The following is a 17,971-nucleotide window of genomic DNA, read 5'->3' as shown; positions in this document are numbered from 1 at the left end:
ACGATGCTGAGCGATGGAATAAAATTGAAAGATAAAGAAAAGGAAGTTAAGGTATTGGATATTGCAGAAATTACGGCAAGAGCGAATGGGCTTTAAAGCCTTAAATCCCCTAAAGGGACTTTGACTTTCTAAAGTTCATGTAGAGCTAAAGAAGACAATCAGTTTTAACCTCCGTTATGCAACACTTTGGTTATGTTTCTAAAAAAACGCTGTAATAGCGAACTTTCTTCGGTAATAATTTCCGCATCAGCTTGCATACCGTTTTTTAGTACAATCTTTCTGTTTGCATCCTTATTCTCAAAATGTTCGAAACTTACCTTGGCAATAAAAACGCTATCGCGATAGGCAACATCAGAAATGTATGTTAATTTACCCCTAATCAGACCGTACTGCTCAAACGGATAACTCCGTAATTTAACCAATGTGCTTTCTCCTTTATGTATTTTACCCATATTGTACTGGGGAATTTGCACTTCACCAAAAAAATCCGAATTGCCTGGGTTCACAATAAAAATTTCTTGGCTAGCCATAACATTTTGGTTTTGTTGAATAATGCCCGCAAAGCTTAATTTCCCCGCCACCGGAGCACTTAAAACATGTTGTAAAATCCATGCATCGCTCTCGGTAATGCATTGGTTTAGCACCTGTACAAACTTGGCTTGCTCCTCTGCAATGGTGTGTTTTAAATCTAATAATTCCTTTTCTTTTGCGCTATAACTGCTCGTATTGTTTAATATTGATGTTTCGGTTTGCTGCAATGGGTATTTGGAAGCCAAATATTTATTCTCCTGTTGTGCAAACTCGCTCCTAGAAATTACCTTGTTTTTATACAATTTTTGGTAGGCTTTGTATTCTTCTTCTTGATTGGCATATTCTAGTTTTTGAACTTTTTGCTGCTGATAAATTTGAGATTTCAAGGCGCTAATATCTTTTAAATCTTTCTCTAAAAAAGCCATGCGATTAAGGTAATATCCGTTTTTCTGTGTGGATTGATATTGCAGATACTGCTGGTAAAAATTTTGATAACTGCTTTGCAATTCGCCAAGGTTTAAGCCTGTAGGTAGCCTTGAAATTTCATTGATATTGATTGATATTTTACCTTGAAATGCCCTTAATGCTGCATTAAGCTGTAAAACATCTTTCGGAGTTGCCGTACTTTCAAAATAAGCCAAAGGTTGGTTTTCTTTTACCATTTGTCCATCAGTAACCAACAAAGCAGTTAATTTTCCGTTTTGCTTAGCCAACACCTGCTTGGGCGAATTTAATGAGTTTACCTTTAGGTTTACTTTCACTACATCTGGATATTCAATTAAAGCCGAAAGCAGAACAATACCGGCCAAAACGGCAAAAATTAGGGTTATACCCCAACGCAAAATCCATGTTGGTACAGCCGTAATTATTTCTTCCACTTCTTCAGATCTAGCTTCAGCCTCACCTAAGTGAAGGACATTGAGACTGTGCATTTTGTTAGTTTCAGATACTTCGTTTGGGTTTTGCGCCACATCTATTTGCTCATTTTCCATTTTATTAGTTTAATTGCATATTACTATTCAGTTCCTTTCTTTCATTTTAGCGGAGTTGCTTGCCTAATCGCCATTCAACTTACAAGCAAATGGTTGAAAACCACAACCCAATGTTTCCCTTCCTTATGGCGGAGGATTATGCAAACCAAGTCAAACAATAACCTTTCAAAGGTTTAGCCGTGATAAGGCTACAACTCCAACTGGTTTTTTACCAACTGATAATACTCGCCTTTGCTTTGTGTTAATTGCGCATGGGTACCTTGTTCTATAATAATTCCCTTATCCAATACCACAATATTATCGGCATTTTTCACAGTACTTAAGCGATGCGCAACCACAACCACCGTTCGCCCTTTAAAAAAACTTTCCAAATTCTCCATAATCACTTTTTCGTTATTGGCGTCCAAAGAATTGGTTGCCTCATCAAAAAAGATATATTCAGGGTTTTTATAAACTGCCCGTGCAATTAAAATCCGCTGCCTTTGACCCTGACTAATGCCATTCCCTTCAGCACCTATTTTTGTGTTTAAGCCCAAGGGTAAGCTTTCAATAAAATCGGTAATGTTTGCAATGTAGATGGCATTTTTTAACTTAACCATATCTGGATATTCATCGCCCACGGCAATATTTTTAGCTATACTATCCGAAAATATAAAGCCATCCTGCATCACAGTTCCGCACAAGCCTCGCCAAAAGCGAAAGCTTATCTGGTTGAGGTAACCATTACCAACCCTAATATCTCCTTTTTGCGCTTCATAAAACCGCAACAGTAACTTTAAAATGGTGGTCTTACCACTGCCGCTCATGCCTACTATTGCAGTGGTTTTTCCTTCAGGAATATTGAGGTTAATTTGCGACAAAACAGGCTCATTTCCTGCGCCCGGATAGGTAAAAGTCAAATCCTGTAATTGGATACTTTTATCAAATGGGAGTTCTTTAACAAATATTTTATCTACAGATTCTTCATCATCCATTACCCTAATTTCGTTCAATCTTTCCAGTGAGATTTTGGCATCTTGCAATTGCTGGATAAATCCCAAAAGTTGCTCTATCGGGCTATTTAATTGCCCAATAATGTATTGAACAGCCATCATGGCCCCTAAGGTTAATTGCCCATCAATAACCGATTTTGCCACCAAAAAAGTAATGAGGATGTTTTTTCCCTCGTTTATAAAAAAAGTTCCTGCCTGTTGGTATTGGCCAAGTGCTAAACTTTTTACATTAAAACGGAACAAACCCGCTTGTATCCGCTCCCATTCCCAACGCTTTTGTTGTTCACAGTTATTCAATTTAATCTCCTGCATGCCGCTAATCAATTGAACTATTGCATTTTGATTTTTAGCTTCCAAATCGAATCTTTTAAAATCGAGTGTTCTACGGCTCTTAAGAAACAGTACAACCCAAATACTATATAACACACTGCCTACTAAAAAAATAAAGAAGATACTGAGATTGTAATAGGCTAAAACAAAGCTAAAAACAACCAAATTGAACATAGAGAAAACGACATTCAACGAAGAGCCTGTTAGAAACGACTCTATCCGATGCTGATCGTTCATACGTTGCATAATATCGCCCATCATTTTCGCGTCGAAGAAACTCATCGGCAGTTTCATCAATTTGATCAGAAAATCAGTCAAGATGGATATATTTACCCTAGTACTAATATGCAATAAAATCCACGAACGAATAAAATCTACACTAATACGCCCAACGACAAGCATAGTTTGCGCAATAAGAATGACGTAAATAAAGTTTAAATTGCGGGTATTAATGCCGATATCAACTACCGATTGGGTAAGGAAGGGCAATATTAACTGCAATAAGCTACCTACTCCAAGTCCTATAAAAAGCTGCGCAACTAAGCCCTTGTAGCGGTAAAGGTATTTGAGAAGATAGCTAATGTTTAGTCCATCGGTTTTATCGCCTTCTTGGTTATAAAAATCGGGCGTGGGCGAAAGCATTAGCACAATACCTTCGCTATGCCCATTATTGTGAGCGCTAAGCCAATGTTTATGAAATTCGGTGTAGGTAAAGGCGATTAAGCCTTTGGCCGGGTCTGCGATGTGGTATAAATTCCTCTCTGGTGGGGAGGATTTAAGTGGGGCTTTATACAGTACAACAAAATGATTTTGATTCCAATGCAGTATGGCGGGCAATTCTATTTCCTTCAATTGTTGCAAAGTAAGTTTGGCACCAGTGGTACGAAAACCAATTTTTTCAGCGGCTTCGCTAATGCCCAACAATGATACTCCTTCCCTATTGATGCCAGAAATCTCTCGCAGTTTTTGTAAACTGAAATTTTTGCCATAATGCTTGGCTATCATGCGTAAGCAGGTAGGACCGCAATCCATTTGATCGGCTTGGAGGTATGATGGAAAAGATTTGCTTATCATTAATTTAGAAGCCAAATTTTTGCGTAACTATCCTGCTGACTCGAGGAAAGACAAAGTCCAGTTAAATTGGAATTATTTGGAAAATCTATAGTATAGTTAATATTAAATTCTTTACAAAGTGTTATGTGCATGTAAGATGTAAACACATTAAAAGAAAAATCATTTTGAGTATTTGACCATTCAATGTAGATACTTTTTGCTGTTGCTAGCCAAGGACTATCTTTCAATTTAACCGCAACATTCGTGTATGCATGAACTAAATAAATAAAGTTTTTTTTCGTGAAAAGGCTTTTCTCTTCAAAGATTCTTTCCAAAAAGCCAGTTATTTGACATATACCTTTTTCTGCTGTATCGGTGTTAATGTGAATGGAATAGAGCTTTTGGAAAAATATTAAACTTTGTGATAACAAAAGAATTTCATCTTCATCAAGATTAGAAATTTCTCGCTTGAAAACCCCAGTTTCCTCATCTAAAAAATAATCCAATAGCTCATCTGATAATAAAACTAAACATTCATTTAAGCAGATAGTAGTGTAGCGATTTACATTCGGGTTTTTAGCCTGAAGGCGTTTGTAGAAAAACAGGGCTTTTCCTAAAATACCTTCCGCTAATGTTGCATTTGCACTTCTAGTATAAACAACAGCTTTATAAAGTTCATCATCAATGTCACTTAATACTTCATCTGAATTAATATCAATATAATTATTTTGCGAAAGCCATTCAATACCGTACCCAATACCTGCCAAGCCATCCGCATAATTCAAGGATTCTATATCTGCTATCTGCTCGGCAATATGATTTAATAGGTCTTGTGCCTTTTCTTTAAGAACCTCATCTGATCGTTCTACAGCCATTAAAAATGTTGCGATACAGATACCCATTTTTCCATCTAACAGCCCAAGTGAATTCAGCTCTGTTATATAATCTTCTCTCTCTTTTAACATTTCCAATCCCAAGTTTTAATATATTCCTCCAATTCTGATTTGCTACTATTGGCCACTCTTAGATATTCATTCATCAATTCGATATTCTGATCTAGATTTTGATAGCCACTATTTTCATACCTCTCATGATGTAAATGAAATAAAGGGCCACGTACTCTCTTGGTTTCATATCCAAGAATTTTCATCCTTTTAATTCGCTCAATATCTTCAGGTCCCCAAAATTTAATTTTTTCATTGTCATACCCTATTTTACTATAAGAACTTTTGTTTAAGAAGATAGATCCTCCAACTGCCCTCCTAGCATAATTTGATTGTTTATTTGCATTATGTACCAAAAGTTTTTCGTCTAGTATCTTAATAAACATGGCTTTCAATAAAACATCTGTTCCGCAACAATTCCCGTCATAAGGTAAAACTGAGTGGTATCTGGTACTTCGTAGTATCTCTACTGATTCAACTATCTGACTAATTGGTATAATTATATCAGCATCGTATATCGAGATATAAGGTGTTGTGGCTTTTTGTATTAAAACATTATTATATTTTGTTCGATGCAATTTTATCTGTTTGTCTTTAACAAATGAATAATTTACATCTTCATGAAGTAAATCTTTTTTAAGCTTTGGTTCTGAATCAATTTCAAGAAGCAAAATATTTGTGTCAAAATGATGGAATAAATATTTTGTAACGGCGTATATGTTCTCTAATCTATCTTGCGAATCCACTCTTACAGTTATTAAGAAAGAAACATCTTTTAAATCAACCCTCTTTTTTTCAGCTTGTTTATTATATTCTTTTATAGTTTGCACTAGGGCAGAGCTACATATATTCTTATTTATTTTGCTAAAATCATCAAAAAAAGGGCTACAATTAAAATAATTGTTTTTTCTAAAAATGGTTTTATCCTCTAATTTAACATGGCCAGTATAGTGTAGTATCTTGTTTTCAGTCCATTCTGAAATTGGACTATCTGCCCAACTAAATTCTAATTCTTTATGTACTTTAAACTCTTTGTTTAATAAAAGTGCATTCCACCAAAGTACCCACATATCAGTTACCCATGGATCAATCGTATTAGCCTTTTCCCGGAAACCTCTTTCTGCCTTATAGTGTGATAAAAATTTAAATAGTTTTTCACAATCGCTTTCAACTTTTTCCCAAAAATTTACACTGCTTTTTTTAATTATATATTGTGCGCCACCAGCATTGGCATCATTATTAAGAACCTGCTCTGGTTTAACTCCAACTATTTCACACATGCTATTGAACAGATTAGCATCGCTCGTTTGCATAATGTAATTGGTATCTAAATAAGACCTAGTATCAGATACATACCATGTATCATTCTTAACTAATTGTTTAAAGTCTGGTAAGGCAGAAAATATAATATCAGAATCATGATAAAAAATTGTTTCCCTTTCCAAATCGGGAAAAGCCTTTAAATGCTTAGCGATAATGTGTGGACGAACAGAGGATAAATAATTTTTTTCTAATCGTGTATCTTCATAAACATGAACGTTAACAAGTGCATTATCTAAAATAAATTTTTTAGACTCAATAGACAAACCTTTTCGGGCCTCAAATCCAATTAATATGTGGATATGATTTGGATTTATGCCTAACTTTATAAAGTTGAACAGTTGCAATTGCAATTGCCACAAGAAATAGTATTGATCGGGCTGGGCAGAAAGATAAATCATATTATAGTTTAATTTATCATTCCTATTTAAATAGCTTTTTCAATTTTTCGTCAAGATCATCACTCCTCCCATTCATGTCTATCCCTATAAAACGCTCTATAGTGACCCAATTCCTTAAAGCATTGATAAAAAACAACTTTAGTATTCCTGTATCACAACTTGTTAATTCGCCATGAAGGAAGGAGTTGTTTAATTGTCCAATGGTTTGTAAACCAATAAAATTTAAAAAGAATAAAATTTTTATCCATCTACTTTCAAAATCAAATTGCCTCCTGATAAGTATTAGTTGAACAAAATTTTTCATAATGCGACAATTTAAGTAGAGCAATGAAATTTAAAATAGCTGTTTTAACAATTCTTAGTTTTATTATTAATAGTTATTTCATTAACTTTTCTAGCGTCTTAATCAATTGCTCCCCTCTTAAATTAAAGCCAACAACCTTTCCATCAGATTCAACTAAATAATTAGTAGGTATTGTATTTATATTTAATTTTTCAGCTATATTTCCACTACCAAATGGGTTAAATAAATTTATAAATTGTTGTATTCCATCTTTTATTATTGCTTTCCGCCATTTGTCTTTATCTATTTCTTTATCAATTGAAATTGAGATAATATTAAAACCTTTTTTATGATATTTATTATAGGCTAATTTTAAGTTTGGATTTTCAGCTCGGCATGGTCTGCACCAGCTTGCCCAAAAGTCAATTAGAGTATACTTATTAAATAAATCTCTACTCTCGACTTTATTTCCACTTACATCATTCAGTTTAAAGACAGGCATAATGTCTCCAATATTTAGCTTTGGTTTAAATGCATTTTTTTGATCTTTAAGCATTTCTGATAACCGAGTACCATATTTAGAGTTCTTTAGAGAATCTGGGAATGAATCAAATACCTGTTCGGCTTCTTCAATAGGGACAATGGACATTACTGCAAATGGCATAAAATTAAACAAACCTACTTTAGAGTATCTATATTTTTTTACCAATTCTAAACGGGCAATTCTTGCTTCATAAAAATTTTCTTGCCTTGCTATATTTTTTTGCTTAAAGTTTTCTTGTTTGTTACTAATTAACGAATCAATGGCTAAAAAAAGACTATCTTTCCTATTTTTAAATAATGTTTCATTATTCACAAATACTGTTTGAATTTCATTTGGCTCACCCCCTAAAACATTGAATTCTGACTTTTTTGCTTTATAAGTTATTTCTATCTTAGGTTCAAGGATAAACTCTCTAAGTATGATCTTTTCACTTGAATATGGCAACCTTGTAATTGTATCGGTATTGCTTAAAAGAACCAGTCCAATGGTAATTTCGCCAGTTAATTGTTCTGGCATATAGCTACCAACAAAGGAAAAATCATTGCTCTTAATTTCTTGTTTAGAAATTATTTCATAGTCATTATTAAATAAGTATGCATATTTAAATAATTTAGCATTATCAACATTTCCTTTAATTGAAAATGTTAATGATTGAGAATATCCTGTTACTTGGATAAGCATGAGAAATATTATTATTTGAAATAATTTCATCTTTTTAATATATAGCAGTAAGTAGCATTATTAGTAAAAAAAATCTAGAGTTTAAAATAAACAGGGTAATATATAAATTACCCTGTTAAAGCCAAGCTAAGTGGCAGAACCTCCACAAGAAGTATCACATGCTGTTACTTTGGCTGAATTTTGAGATTGAGTATGATTTTTATCATCCCAGCCAGCCATGCATTTATTGAAACAAACAATATAAGTTGTCTTTGTCGTAACTGCTCCACTACCTCCCATTACTTTCTTCAATTGCGTTCTGCTTAGTACTTCTGCACTTGAAAAATTACTTTTGTTTAAATTTAATTTTTTCATGATTAAAATTCTTTACTTTGGTTTTTTAAGATTTTGTTGTCCTTTCACGCAAGGTCAACTTAAGCGATACCGATTTACGTCGATATTCGTTCTGGGGGCTTTTCGTTTGCAACCGTGAGCCCCCTTTTTACGAAAGATTTTCCCTAAGTCCTCCTTAGCATGGAGGACTTTCAACTTAATAAATATTTAATATCTTCCAACCGATAAGGCTCTGGCAATTTATATCCGTTAATAAAAATGGTTGGTGTAAAAGTTATGTCAGCCATACTGCACCAATTCTTTTGGTTCTCCATGGCCATAGTTATTTCACCATTAAAACTTAATGGATATCTTTCTATTAATTGGTTATATTTAATACCAGCTTGATACCAATTACCCAATATAAGTTCCGTTTCTTCATGATTTTTCAGATTTCCAAATGCAGTCAGGTGCCTCGCCACTTTAGTTTTTTCATCATGATCTTGATTGTTCGTGCTAAAAATTACTTTTAATTGTAATTCATCTCGGCTATCCAGCCAATCAGCTAATACTTCATGTGCCTTACCACACGGACCACAAAACGGATTACTAACCATTGTGATTACTGTTTCAGCATTAAGATTTCCCAAAACAATTGGCATTAAATCATCAGGCACTGCATAATGGGGTTGATTTGTTAAAGCCTGCTTGAATAAATGACTATTATATTTAAATTTTTTCAACTGATCTTTTATAGGCTTGAGTTGTGCCGCATCTAAAAAAAATGGTTTCAAAAAAGCCCAGATGATAATTGGAATGGTAAAGCTGAGGACTAAAAGACTGAGGCGGAAAGAAGTGAGACTAAAACTGAAAGACCAAAGACTAAAGCCCAATGCTGTTAAAAATTCACACACCAACAAAAATTGAACCGTACAACATAAAATACACCATTTTTTAAAACGGTATTGGTAGCTTATCGAGTAAATGGTATATGGCAAAGCCAAAACATTTAGCCAAGCCAATAAGAACAGGGATGATGGAACAAGGAGTAAGCACAGCAAACTACCTGAAAAATAGAAAAAACCCACTTCGCTCCAGCTAAGCCAACTGGTTACCTTAGCAGCGTCAGACTTTAAGATGGCGTTACAATCATTTTCCCCACCCAAACCACATAAATTCTGTATAAATGGATTATTAGAATTAATACTTTGCATTAACAATAAAATACTTACACCAACTCCGGCAAGTTTGATTATACTCAATAATAGATATGGCCAAGAAAATGATATTGCACCAACTGCCAAATAAAAAGCACCTAAAATTACTAACAGCCCCAATGGCAAAACCAGGTTTTGCAGAAAATACTTAAACTGGTTTTGCTTATAATCTTTCTCTCCACTTTCTTCAGTTTTTTCGGCGTGTAAGGCAATCCCATCCCAGCGGTTTAAAAATTCGTCTTCTGAAATTATTGCATGTTGATTATTTTCATCTGAATAATAAACTTTATCATCAGCAATATTTAGAATTAAAATGAAGCGACCTCCCTCTTCCTCTAAATGCGCTAAAAAAGGAAAAAGTAAATCATCTCGATCATATTCAACTCTCGGAATATTATAAGTTTGATTTTTTATATGCCAATCATTTAGGCAGTCGCTTATTGCTAATAGACTTGGGTAATCAGGATGATCTTGTAATGATTGAGCAATAGTTTTTATGTTTACTTTCACACCCATATTTTTTAGCAACGATTGCACCACGCTCTCAGTATTTAGCTTTTGGGTTGTAAATAGGCTCATAAAAATATTTGATTGCTATATGTCCAATGAATCTCCAATATTTTTTTCAAAACCCATCATAAACAATCAACTATTACACCAACTACATCCCTGCGTACACGAACGACATTTTTAGTTGTAATTTATTATCCCAATATTTAATACCTTTATCGAAAATTAGGCCTCAAATATTTTGTAAATCATCCCAATTACAAATTTTTTAAATATTTTGTTTTTGATGAATTACACTTGTATTGTTATTGATGATGATCCCTATGCGGTTGAGCATTTAACCGATTGTATATCGCAAATGCCTGAATTAACTTTGCTTAAAGCATCTACCAAACCAGAATTGGTTCTAAATGAAATACTGCAAATACCTAAGGCTGTAGATTTCTTATTTACTGATATTGAAATGCCTAATTTATCCGGTTTTGAACTAGTAGAGCAAGTAAGGAACAAAGTAAAAAACTTAGTTTTGGTAACTGGTCATCCAGAATACGCATTAAAAGGTTACGACCTTCAAGCTGCAGCCTATTTATTAAAACCGTTTTCCTTTAAACATTTTCATTTAGCTGTAAATAAACTAATTAACTTACTAGAAATTGAAAAAACCTTTATCTGGTTTAAAGTTGGTGCTTTGAGCCAGCAAATAAAAGTTAACATAAATACCATTATTGCCATAGAGGCAATGGGCAACTATATTAAAATATACACCAATACAAACGAAATGCCCTACATAGTCCATTCCAGCCTGACCATTGCTGAAAATAAATTAAGATTAAAATTAAAACCAGTTTTTATTCGGCTAAATAAATCATTTCTGATATTCGAAAACCATATTGTTAAGAGGGAAGGAGATAAAATTTATATGAGTAATGGGTTAATTGAAACCATTGGGCGTACTTATAAAGCCTTGTTTAATAGTTGGTTTAATAATATGATGGGCGGTAAAAGCATTTGATAACATTATCTTCTAATTTGCAGCTAAATTACACCTTAATTTTGCTAGTATTTTTCACTTTTTAAAGCCCTCTTTAGGGCGTTTGGGGGTTTATCTTATTTAGGTTTTCTCTGATTTTATTTAAATCCTCAGCCTCCATATTTTTGAGCGGAATAATCACCTGGGTAGCCATAGAATCTACATCCCCACCCTTATCTTTATAAGTCTGCACAATTACATCATCACCTTTGGTGTGCAAATACAACTTACCAGATTCTGTAGTACCATAGTAATCCATATCTTTAAACTTTGCGAGCTTAAATGCGAAATATTCGGTTTTGCCGTTATTAAAGTATCGCTTATACCTGCAAAAACCATTGTTAGTAACATTTAGTTCATAACGCTTAATTTGGTTGCTTTCCTGACTGAAATCGTAATGATCGGTAAAAGATTTCTGAAGATATCCAACATATTCATCAATGGAATCGGAATCCGAAAAAGCGCATAGAATTAGGCAAAAGGCTGGAATAAGAAATAATTTCAAGCTCAATGTAAACTTTTTCATAAGGCTGATATTTTAGACAAAGCAAATTAAATAAAATCATAAATTTGTACATGAGTTTTTCTCCACAATCTAGAGTTTGGATCTACCAAAGCAATCGTAAGTTTACATCAATTGAAGAAACCGAGATTCTTAAAAAATTAGAGTCTTTTACCAATCAGTGGAAAGCTCATGGAAATGAATTGCTTGCAAAGGCAGAAATCCGTTACGGTTTTTTCATTATTCTTACTGTTGATGAAACTCAAGCCAATGTTACGGGTTGTTCTATTGATAGTTCTGTACGGATAATCAAAGAAATTGAGCAAGAATATAATGTAGATCTTTTTAATCGATTTAACATAGCCTACAAAGTTAACGATGCTGTTGTGGTTAACAGTAAAGAAGATTTCGAAACTTTGGTTAACATAAAACAGGTAACTACCGATACGATTGTATTTAACAACATGGTGCAAACTTTGGCAGAACTGAATGCTAAATGGGAAGTTCCGTTTCAAAACAGCTGGCACTCAACAGTTTTCGCACATTTGTTATAATTTATTATCTCGAAGAAAACTAATTTCAAAACCTTTGTCTCTATTAACATTTAATTTAGCGTTATACCAAACAATTAGCCCCTAAAAAATATTATATTGCTTAAACCAATTAATATTTATGAAACGCTGGCTCAAAATCTCCTTAAAAATACTTTCTGTAATTCTGCTATTGGTTGTTTTAACTTGGCTTGCGGGTGCATTTTACATCAGCCGGAATAAAAAGGAAGTATTGGCTTCTATCTTAGAGCAATTAAATAAAAACCTTAATGGAAAAATAACCGCCACAAGTATGGAACCAACCCTACTTAAAAGTTTCCCAGGCGTTTCTGTTTCTTTAAATGGCGTATTATTGCGTGATAGTTTATGGGCCAGACATAAACACGATCTTTTAAAAGCACAAGATATTGACGTTTCTCTGAACGTACTTTCGCTGATTGTTGGTAATATAAACATCAACCAAATTGCCATTAACGATGCTTCAATTTACATCTATACCGACTCGACAGGATATAGTAACACCAGTATTTTCAAAAGCAAACCTAAAGGAGAAAAAAAATCTTCGTCAAAATCTTCGGTGCTTGAGGTAAAAAAAATAGACTTCAATAAGATTAGCTTGGTATTAGATAATCAGAAAAGATTTAAGCTTTTTAATTTTAATATTGATCAAATTCAGGCGAGAATGCAATATCCAGATAGCGGTTGGACAGGGAAAATTAAGCTAAAAACACAGGTTAATAATTTCGCATTTAACACTAGAAAAGGAAGTTTTTTAAAGGATAAATCTCTAGAAGGAACACTCTCGGCACATTATAGCAGAGATTTAGATGCAGTAATTCTCAATCCAGAAGTATTAAATATTGGGGGTCATCCTTTTAAAATTGGCGCAAAAATAGATCTTGATAAATCTGCATTTGCAATTAGTATTACTGTTGATGACATTTTATTCCGTGATGTTGCGCTTCTACTTTCTCCAAATATATCATCGAAACTTTTAAAGTTTGGTATTGCCAAACCGATTGATATTCGCGGAAATATAATTGATGATGGCTCTGGAAAATATGGAGATCCATTAATCAAAGTCGGCATTAAGGTTAGAGACAATGCGGTAACCATTCCTGCTGGAACTTTAACTGCTTGTAATTTTGATGGCGCTTTTACCAATCAAGATACCGTTGGTGGAATAATTGGAGATGAAAATTCTTCTATTAAATTCAGCAAGCTTACCGCCAAATATTTTAATGCGCCACTAAGCATTGAGACTTTTACGGTTAATAATCTCGCTAGACCTATTGCAACAGGCTTGGTAACCTCTCAGTTTCCATTATCCAACTTAAATAATTCACTTGGCACAAACGATTTTGAATTTAAAAACGGAACGGCCAATCTGAGACTTTACTGTCAGGCAGATATTGATAATTTTCGATTTACCAAACCTGTAGTATCTGGAAAAATTGATATTGCTGATGCAGATATTCTTTACGTTCCGAGGAAGCTTCATTTAGTTAAAAGTGCGTTGAATATAAAATTTGATCAAAACGATTTATCCATTCAAAATGGTCACTTTCAGTTGGGCAAAAGCGAGCTTAACATCAGTTGTAGTATTGCGAATTTTGCAAACCTATATTATACCGATCCAGATAAAATATTGGTTAACTTGAAAATGCATAGTCCACAGCTCTATCTAAATGAATTTTTACCATTTTTAGGACCGAGAACTGCAAAGAAAAAAAGTGGCTCAAGCGCTTCAATGAAAGCTGCTTCCAAAGAATTAAGTAATGTTTTAGAAGTTTCTAAAATGAATATTCGCTTAACCGTTGATAAAGCTATTTATGATAAGTTTACAGCAAAAAACCTTGATGCTGATATTTCGCTCCGTGGTGAAGGGATTTTCTTTAATAAAATTAGTGTTGCCCATGCCGGTGGATTACTTTCTTTGAATGGAAATATAGTTCAAGAGCCATCTTCCAATAGCTTTAAAATAAGTTCAAAAATTAGCCATGTAAGCGTGAAAGATTTCTTTTATTCTTTCGATAACTTCGGACAGAACACCATCACCAACAAAAATTTGAAGGGTTATTTATCCTCATTTGTCAATATTTCCGGCAAAATATCGCATACAGGGAAAATACTTCCACGCTCAATAAATGGAAAAGTGGTTTTCAACTTGAACAACGCTGCGCTTGTAAATTTCGATCCAATGGTTAAGGTTGGTAAGTTCGCTTTTGCGAATAGAAATCTCTCTAATGTTGAAATCAAAAATTTAGACGGAACATTAAATATCCGTGGAGATAAGGTAGAGATTAGTCCAATGCAGATCAATTCTAGCGCAATGAACTTCAACATTAAAGGTGTTTATGCCTTAGGATCGGGCACAGATGTGGCTATGGATATTCCATTGAGGAACCCAAAAGGGGATGAAAACCTCACCAGAAGCGAGAAACGCGAAGCTAGAATGCGAGGCATTGTGTTGCACCTAAAAGCCGTTGATGATGAAAAAGGCGGAATAAAAATTAGGTGGAATAAAGATCATGACTAGGACATGTAAAATGGATGATGGACTATGTATAATGGCAAATTGCTCATCTTACCTCTTCCATTTAACATCTTACCTTAAAAATCAAGTGGCCCTAATCTTTTCATATTCCTTAAAATTAGGTATTGCCTGTGTCTGATGTATGGTGTTGCATTTTTAGGTGACCATCTCCTCGGATTCGGAAAACAGGAAGCAATTAACGCAGCTTGATTTTTAGATAGGCTTGTACAAGATTTTCCATAGTATTCTTGAGCGGCGGCTTCTGCGCCATAAATTCCATCGCCCATTTCTATAACATTCAAATACACTTCTAAAATCCTTTCCTTACTCCAAAAAAGCTCAATTAGTAAAGTGAAGTAGGCCTCAAAGCCCTTTCTAATCCACGATCTGCCGGGCCATAGAAAAACATTTTTGGCCGTTTGCTGAGAAATTGTACTTCCACCCTTAACTTTTTTGCCTTTGGCATTACTTGCAAAAGCTTTTTCTATGGCCTTCATATCAAAACCGATATGTTTTAAAAACAGCTGATCTTCTGCAGAAACCGCAGCCCGTTTCATATTGTCAGACATATATTCGAACTTAACCCACTTTTTCTCCGTTTTAAAAGGCTTTCCATCAGCTTTACGCTCAATGTTTCTTAAAACCATTAAAAGCGTAATCGGCGGATTAATAAAGCGCAATGCTATAACCCAAAAAATAGATACCAATAAAAAGTACAAAAATACCTTGGTGGCAATGTTGGTTATCTTTTTTAATAGAGGACTTTTTGCTCTGGTTTTTGATCGGGTCGTTCGGGTTTTGGCCATGGACCAAAGTTAGCAAAATCTTAATCTCTATATAATTTCAAACTGATATTACAAAGTTGTAATTACATTCCCGTAACCCTTTTTAATTTCTTATTAAACATATTTGTCTCTCAATCGTTAAATAAAAAAAGAATTATCATGAGCATAAAAGTAGCCCTAATTACGGGGGGTAGTAAAGGAATAGGTTTTGGGATTGCCGAAGCACTTTTAAAAGACGGCTATAAAGTAGCCATTACCAGTAGAACAATAGATGCTGCAAATAATGCAGCTTCGAATTTAGTAACGCATGGCGATATTTTAGCAATAGAAGCTGATGTTAAGGATTTCAAATCTCAACAGGAAGCCGTAAATCTAATAATCGAAAAGTGGGGACAGTTAGATGTATTAATTGCCAATGCAGGCGTTGGTCATTTTGCACCTATAGATGAAATGGATGTAGCATTATGGAATGAAACCATAGACACGAACTTAACGGGTGTTTTCTACAGCATTAAGGCTAGCGTAGAAGGAATTAAGAAAACAAAAGGAACTATTTTCACGATTTCCAGTTTAGCAGGTACAAATTTCTTTGCAGGAGGATCTGCTTACAACGCCAGTAAATTTGGATTGACAGGATTTACACAATCTGTAATGTTAGATTTAAGAAAATATGGAGTGAAAGTGAGTACGATTATGCCCGGTTCAGTCGCCAGTCATTTTAACGATCACAACCCAAACGCAGAAGATGATGCCTGGAAAATCCAGCCAGAAGATATGGGCAAACTGATTGTAGATTTATTGAAGATGCCTGCTAGAACGTTGCCAAGTAAAATAGAAATTAGACCGACTACACCGAAAGGGTAAAGATCAATAGGTTAATTGTTTAACTGTTTAACTGTTTAACTGTTTAACTGTTAAAATTAACAAATAACGAATCCATAAAAAAAGTCCTTTCAGAAAAAAACTGAAAGGACTTTTTTATAATTTTAAAGAATGATTATTCAGCTACTACTTCAAAAGGAACTTGAACTTTAACTTCTTTATGTAAGTTTAAGTTAGCAACATATTCGCCAACAAATTTAGGTTCAGTTTCAAAAGTAATACGACGACGATCTACATCAAAGCCTTGAGCTTTTAATGCTTCAGCAATCTGGATTGTGTTAACAGCTCCAAAGATTTTTCCGCTTTCGCCAGCTTTAGCACCGATAGAAAGTTTAACATCAGTTAAACGTTCAGCGATACCTTCAGCATCTTTCTTAATTTTATCTTGTTTAAAAGCAGCTTGCTTTAAATTTTCAGCTAAAACTTTTTTAGCAGAAGAAGTAGCTAAAGCGCCAAATCCTTGAGGGATTAAGTAGTTACGGCCATAACCGTTTTTCACATTAACTACATCATCTTTCTCGCCAAGGCCTTTAATATCTTGTTTTAAAATAATTTCCATATCTCTGAGCCTCCTATTTTAATTGATCTGCAACGAAAGGTAACAAACCGATGTGACGAGCACGTTTAACTGCTTGAGCAACTTTACGTTGGAATTTTAACGAAGTACCAGTTAAACGGCGTGGTAATAATTTACCTTGATCGTTAATAAATTTCAACAAGAAATTTGCATCCTTGTAATCGATATATTTAATTCCGTTTTTCTTGAAACGGCAATATTTTTTACGGTTATCCTCTACTTTAGGGGCGGTTACGTATTGTATTTGTTCTCTTGCCATTACGCTACAACCTCCTTAGTTTTTTTATTAAACGCACCACTACGTTTTTTCTCATTGTAAGCAATAGCGTGTTTATCTAAACGGATTGTTAAGAAACGTAACACACGCTCATCGCGTTTTAATTGAAGCTCTAATTTTGCGATCAAATCTCCTGAAGCTTTGTATTCAGTTAAGTTGAAGAATCCGTTTGATTTTTTCTCAATCGGATACGCTAATTTTCTCAAACCCCAATTATCCTCTTGGATAATTTCGGCACCGTTATCTACAAGAACTGCTTTGAATTTGGCTAATGCCTCTTTCGCTGCTTCTTCAGATAACAATGGGGTTAGAACGATAACAGTTTCGTACTGATTCATTGTTATAAATTATGTTTTTAATTTGTTAATCCCGAGGTATATTACGGGGATGCAAAAGTAGCAATATATTTCTTAAAATCAAAGGCTTAATGGGAAAAAGGTTAAAGGTGAATTTAAAACTTTTGTATAATACTAGGAAGCTTAACCGACCGAAACCTGAATTTCTTTAATTCTAAACCTGGATGAAGCGGTATCACCCAATTTTTTCTATCGGGGATTTAGCGGAAAACAGGACTACAATCGGCAAAGGATTACATAACCATTCGTTTTCAAATAAAATCGAGAAAATTTTAAAGGGCTAGATATGTCTTATAAAATCCTTACCCATAAAAAAAGGGAGATTATCATTAAGACAATCTCCCTTCTATATTTAATTAGCGTGG

General features: G+C 34.2%; 17 protein-coding genes. 4 read left to right on the top strand and 13 right to left on the bottom strand.

Annotated elements, in window-relative coordinates; all coding sequences use genetic code 11:
• Positions 1–164: 164 nt before the first annotated feature.
• The 8 genes from H7U22_RS18685 to H7U22_RS18650 form a co-directional block, all read right to left on the bottom strand.
• Positions 165–1,523 (bottom strand): HlyD family secretion protein, encoded by a 1,359-nt coding sequence (locus tag H7U22_RS18685; protein WP_187072865.1) that lies wholly within the window; start codon positions 1,521–1,523, stop codon positions 165–167.
• Positions 1,524–1,711: 188 nt separating this feature from the next.
• Positions 1,712–3,919, bottom strand: a complete 2,208-nt coding sequence (locus H7U22_RS18680) for a peptidase domain-containing ABC transporter (RefSeq protein WP_187072864.1) — start codon at positions 3,917–3,919, stop codon at positions 1,712–1,714.
• Positions 3,919–4,863: a hypothetical protein gene (locus H7U22_RS18675; protein WP_187072863.1), complete on the bottom strand. Its 945-nt coding sequence runs from the start codon at positions 4,861–4,863 to the stop codon at positions 3,919–3,921. Before H7U22_RS18675 ends, H7U22_RS18680 begins: the two co-directional genes overlap by 1 nt.
• A complete protein-coding gene (locus H7U22_RS18670; protein WP_187072862.1) occupies positions 4,857–6,563 on the bottom strand; it encodes a galactosyltransferase-related protein in 1,707 nt (568 codons plus the stop codon). Before H7U22_RS18670 ends, H7U22_RS18675 begins: the two co-directional genes overlap by 7 nt.
• A 22-nt stretch (positions 6,564–6,585) precedes the next feature.
• Complete coding sequence (locus tag H7U22_RS18665; protein ID WP_187072861.1) at positions 6,586–6,867, bottom strand: hypothetical protein; 282 nt, start codon at positions 6,865–6,867, stop codon at positions 6,586–6,588.
• Positions 6,868–6,940: 73 nt separating this feature from the next.
• Positions 6,941–8,101 carry a TlpA family protein disulfide reductase gene (locus tag H7U22_RS18660; RefSeq protein ID WP_187072860.1) on the bottom strand — a complete coding sequence of 387 codons (1,161 nt, stop codon included), beginning with the start codon at positions 8,099–8,101 and terminating at the stop codon, positions 6,941–6,943.
• 96 nt (positions 8,102–8,197) lie between these two features.
• Complete coding sequence (locus H7U22_RS18655) at positions 8,198–8,425, bottom strand: hypothetical protein (protein WP_187072859.1); 228 nt, start codon at positions 8,423–8,425, stop codon at positions 8,198–8,200.
• A 170-nt stretch (positions 8,426–8,595) separates the two neighbouring features.
• Positions 8,596–10,179, bottom strand: a complete 1,584-nt coding sequence (locus H7U22_RS18650) for a cysteine peptidase family C39 domain-containing protein (protein WP_187072858.1) — start codon at positions 10,177–10,179, stop codon at positions 8,596–8,598.
• A gap of 217 nt (positions 10,180–10,396) precedes the next feature.
• On the opposite strand from H7U22_RS18650, the gene H7U22_RS18645 reads away from it, so the two are divergent.
• Positions 10,397–11,122: a LytR/AlgR family response regulator transcription factor gene (locus tag H7U22_RS18645; RefSeq protein ID WP_187072857.1), complete on the top strand. Its 726-nt coding sequence runs from the start codon at positions 10,397–10,399 to the stop codon at positions 11,120–11,122.
• Positions 11,123–11,195: 73 nt separating this feature from the next.
• Here H7U22_RS18645 and H7U22_RS18640 read toward each other — a convergent pair whose 3' ends face one another.
• Complete coding sequence (locus tag H7U22_RS18640; RefSeq protein WP_187072856.1) at positions 11,196–11,666, bottom strand: hypothetical protein; 471 nt, start codon at positions 11,664–11,666, stop codon at positions 11,196–11,198.
• A 50-nt stretch (positions 11,667–11,716) separates the two neighbouring features.
• Here H7U22_RS18640 and H7U22_RS18635 point away from each other — a divergent pair, with 50 nt between their 5' ends.
• On the top strand, positions 11,717–12,196 hold the full coding sequence (locus H7U22_RS18635; protein WP_187072855.1) for an ABC transporter ATPase: 480 nt from the start codon (positions 11,717–11,719) through the stop codon (positions 12,194–12,196).
• Between the two features lie 118 nt (positions 12,197–12,314).
• Entirely contained in the window at positions 12,315–14,732 is a 2,418-nt protein-coding gene (locus H7U22_RS18630) for an AsmA family protein (protein ID WP_187072854.1), read from the top strand.
• Between the two features lie 74 nt (positions 14,733–14,806).
• On the opposite strand, the gene mtgA is transcribed toward H7U22_RS18630, so the two are convergent.
• The gene (gene mtgA, locus H7U22_RS18625) at positions 14,807–15,535 is read right to left on the bottom strand and encodes a monofunctional biosynthetic peptidoglycan transglycosylase (protein WP_187072853.1); all 729 of its coding nucleotides are present in this window, start codon (positions 15,533–15,535) and stop codon (positions 14,807–14,809) included.
• 138 nt (positions 15,536–15,673) lie between these two features.
• Between mtgA and H7U22_RS18620 the strand changes: the two genes are divergently transcribed.
• Positions 15,674–16,378: an SDR family oxidoreductase gene (locus H7U22_RS18620; protein ID WP_187072852.1), complete on the top strand. Its 705-nt coding sequence runs from the start codon at positions 15,674–15,676 to the stop codon at positions 16,376–16,378.
• A 133-nt stretch (positions 16,379–16,511) separates the two neighbouring features.
• Here the strand turns inward: H7U22_RS18620 and rplI are convergent, their stop codons facing one another.
• The 3 genes from rplI to rpsF are packed head-to-tail and all read right to left on the bottom strand — an operon-like array spanning position 16,512 to position 17,588.
• A complete protein-coding gene (gene rplI, locus H7U22_RS18615; protein WP_131557257.1) occupies positions 16,512–16,955 on the bottom strand; it encodes a 50S ribosomal protein L9 in 444 nt (147 codons plus the stop codon).
• Between the two features lie 13 nt (positions 16,956–16,968).
• Positions 16,969–17,232 carry a 30S ribosomal protein S18 gene (rpsR, locus tag H7U22_RS18610; RefSeq protein ID WP_010599582.1) on the bottom strand — a complete coding sequence of 88 codons (264 nt, stop codon included), beginning with the start codon at positions 17,230–17,232 and terminating at the stop codon, positions 16,969–16,971.
• Positions 17,232–17,588, bottom strand: coding sequence for a 30S ribosomal protein S6 (rpsF, locus tag H7U22_RS18605; RefSeq protein ID WP_187072851.1), 357 nt, complete (start codon positions 17,586–17,588; stop codon positions 17,232–17,234). Before rpsF ends, rpsR begins: the two co-directional genes overlap by 1 nt.
• Between the last annotated feature and the right edge of the window lie 383 nt (positions 17,589–17,971).

The organism is Pedobacter fastidiosus (assembly GCF_014306625.1).
Classification (GTDB): Bacteria; Bacteroidota; Bacteroidia; order Sphingobacteriales; family Sphingobacteriaceae; genus Pedobacter; species Pedobacter fastidiosus.
Note: the sequence above shows the minus strand (reverse complement) of the source record. Positions and strands in the feature narration are given on the sequence as shown.

Excerpts from the sequence above, each read along its gene's own strand:
- H7U22_RS18665 (WP_187072861.1), bottom strand. The coding sequence starts at position 6,867 with ATGAAAAATTTTGTTCAACTAATACTTATCAGGAGGCAATTTGATTTT.
- H7U22_RS18645 (WP_187072857.1), top strand. The coding sequence starts at position 10,397 with ATGAATTACACTTGTATTGTTATTGATGATGATCCCTATGCGGTTGAG.
- H7U22_RS18685 (WP_187072865.1), bottom strand. The coding sequence starts at position 1,523 with ATGGAAAATGAGCAAATAGATGTGGCGCAAAACCCAAACGAAGTATCT.
- H7U22_RS18660 (WP_187072860.1), bottom strand. The coding sequence starts at position 8,101 with ATGAAATTATTTCAAATAATAATATTTCTCATGCTTATCCAAGTAACA.
- rpsR (WP_010599582.1), bottom strand. The coding sequence starts at position 17,232 with ATGGCAAGAGAACAAATACAATACGTAACCGCCCCTAAAGTAGAGGAT.
- H7U22_RS18670 (WP_187072862.1), bottom strand. The coding sequence starts at position 6,563 with ATGATTTATCTTTCTGCCCAGCCCGATCAATACTATTTCTTGTGGCAA.
- H7U22_RS18650 (WP_187072858.1), bottom strand. The coding sequence starts at position 10,179 with ATGAGCCTATTTACAACCCAAAAGCTAAATACTGAGAGCGTGGTGCAA.
- H7U22_RS18620 (WP_187072852.1), top strand. The coding sequence starts at position 15,674 with ATGAGCATAAAAGTAGCCCTAATTACGGGGGGTAGTAAAGGAATAGGT.
- H7U22_RS18680 (WP_187072864.1), bottom strand. The coding sequence starts at position 3,919 with ATGATAAGCAAATCTTTTCCATCATACCTCCAAGCCGATCAAATGGAT.
- H7U22_RS18630 (WP_187072854.1), top strand. The coding sequence starts at position 12,315 with ATGAAACGCTGGCTCAAAATCTCCTTAAAAATACTTTCTGTAATTCTG.
- H7U22_RS18675 (WP_187072863.1), bottom strand. The coding sequence starts at position 4,863 with ATGTTAAAAGAGAGAGAAGATTATATAACAGAGCTGAATTCACTTGGG.
- H7U22_RS18635 (WP_187072855.1), top strand. The coding sequence starts at position 11,717 with ATGAGTTTTTCTCCACAATCTAGAGTTTGGATCTACCAAAGCAATCGT.
- rplI (WP_131557257.1), bottom strand. The coding sequence starts at position 16,955 with ATGGAAATTATTTTAAAACAAGATATTAAAGGCCTTGGCGAGAAAGAT.
- H7U22_RS18655 (WP_187072859.1), bottom strand. The coding sequence starts at position 8,425 with ATGAAAAAATTAAATTTAAACAAAAGTAATTTTTCAAGTGCAGAAGTA.
- mtgA (WP_187072853.1), bottom strand. The coding sequence starts at position 15,535 with ATGGCCAAAACCCGAACGACCCGATCAAAAACCAGAGCAAAAAGTCCT.
- H7U22_RS18640 (WP_187072856.1), bottom strand. The coding sequence starts at position 11,666 with ATGAAAAAGTTTACATTGAGCTTGAAATTATTTCTTATTCCAGCCTTT.
- rpsF (WP_187072851.1), bottom strand. The coding sequence starts at position 17,588 with ATGAATCAGTACGAAACTGTTATCGTTCTAACCCCATTGTTATCTGAA.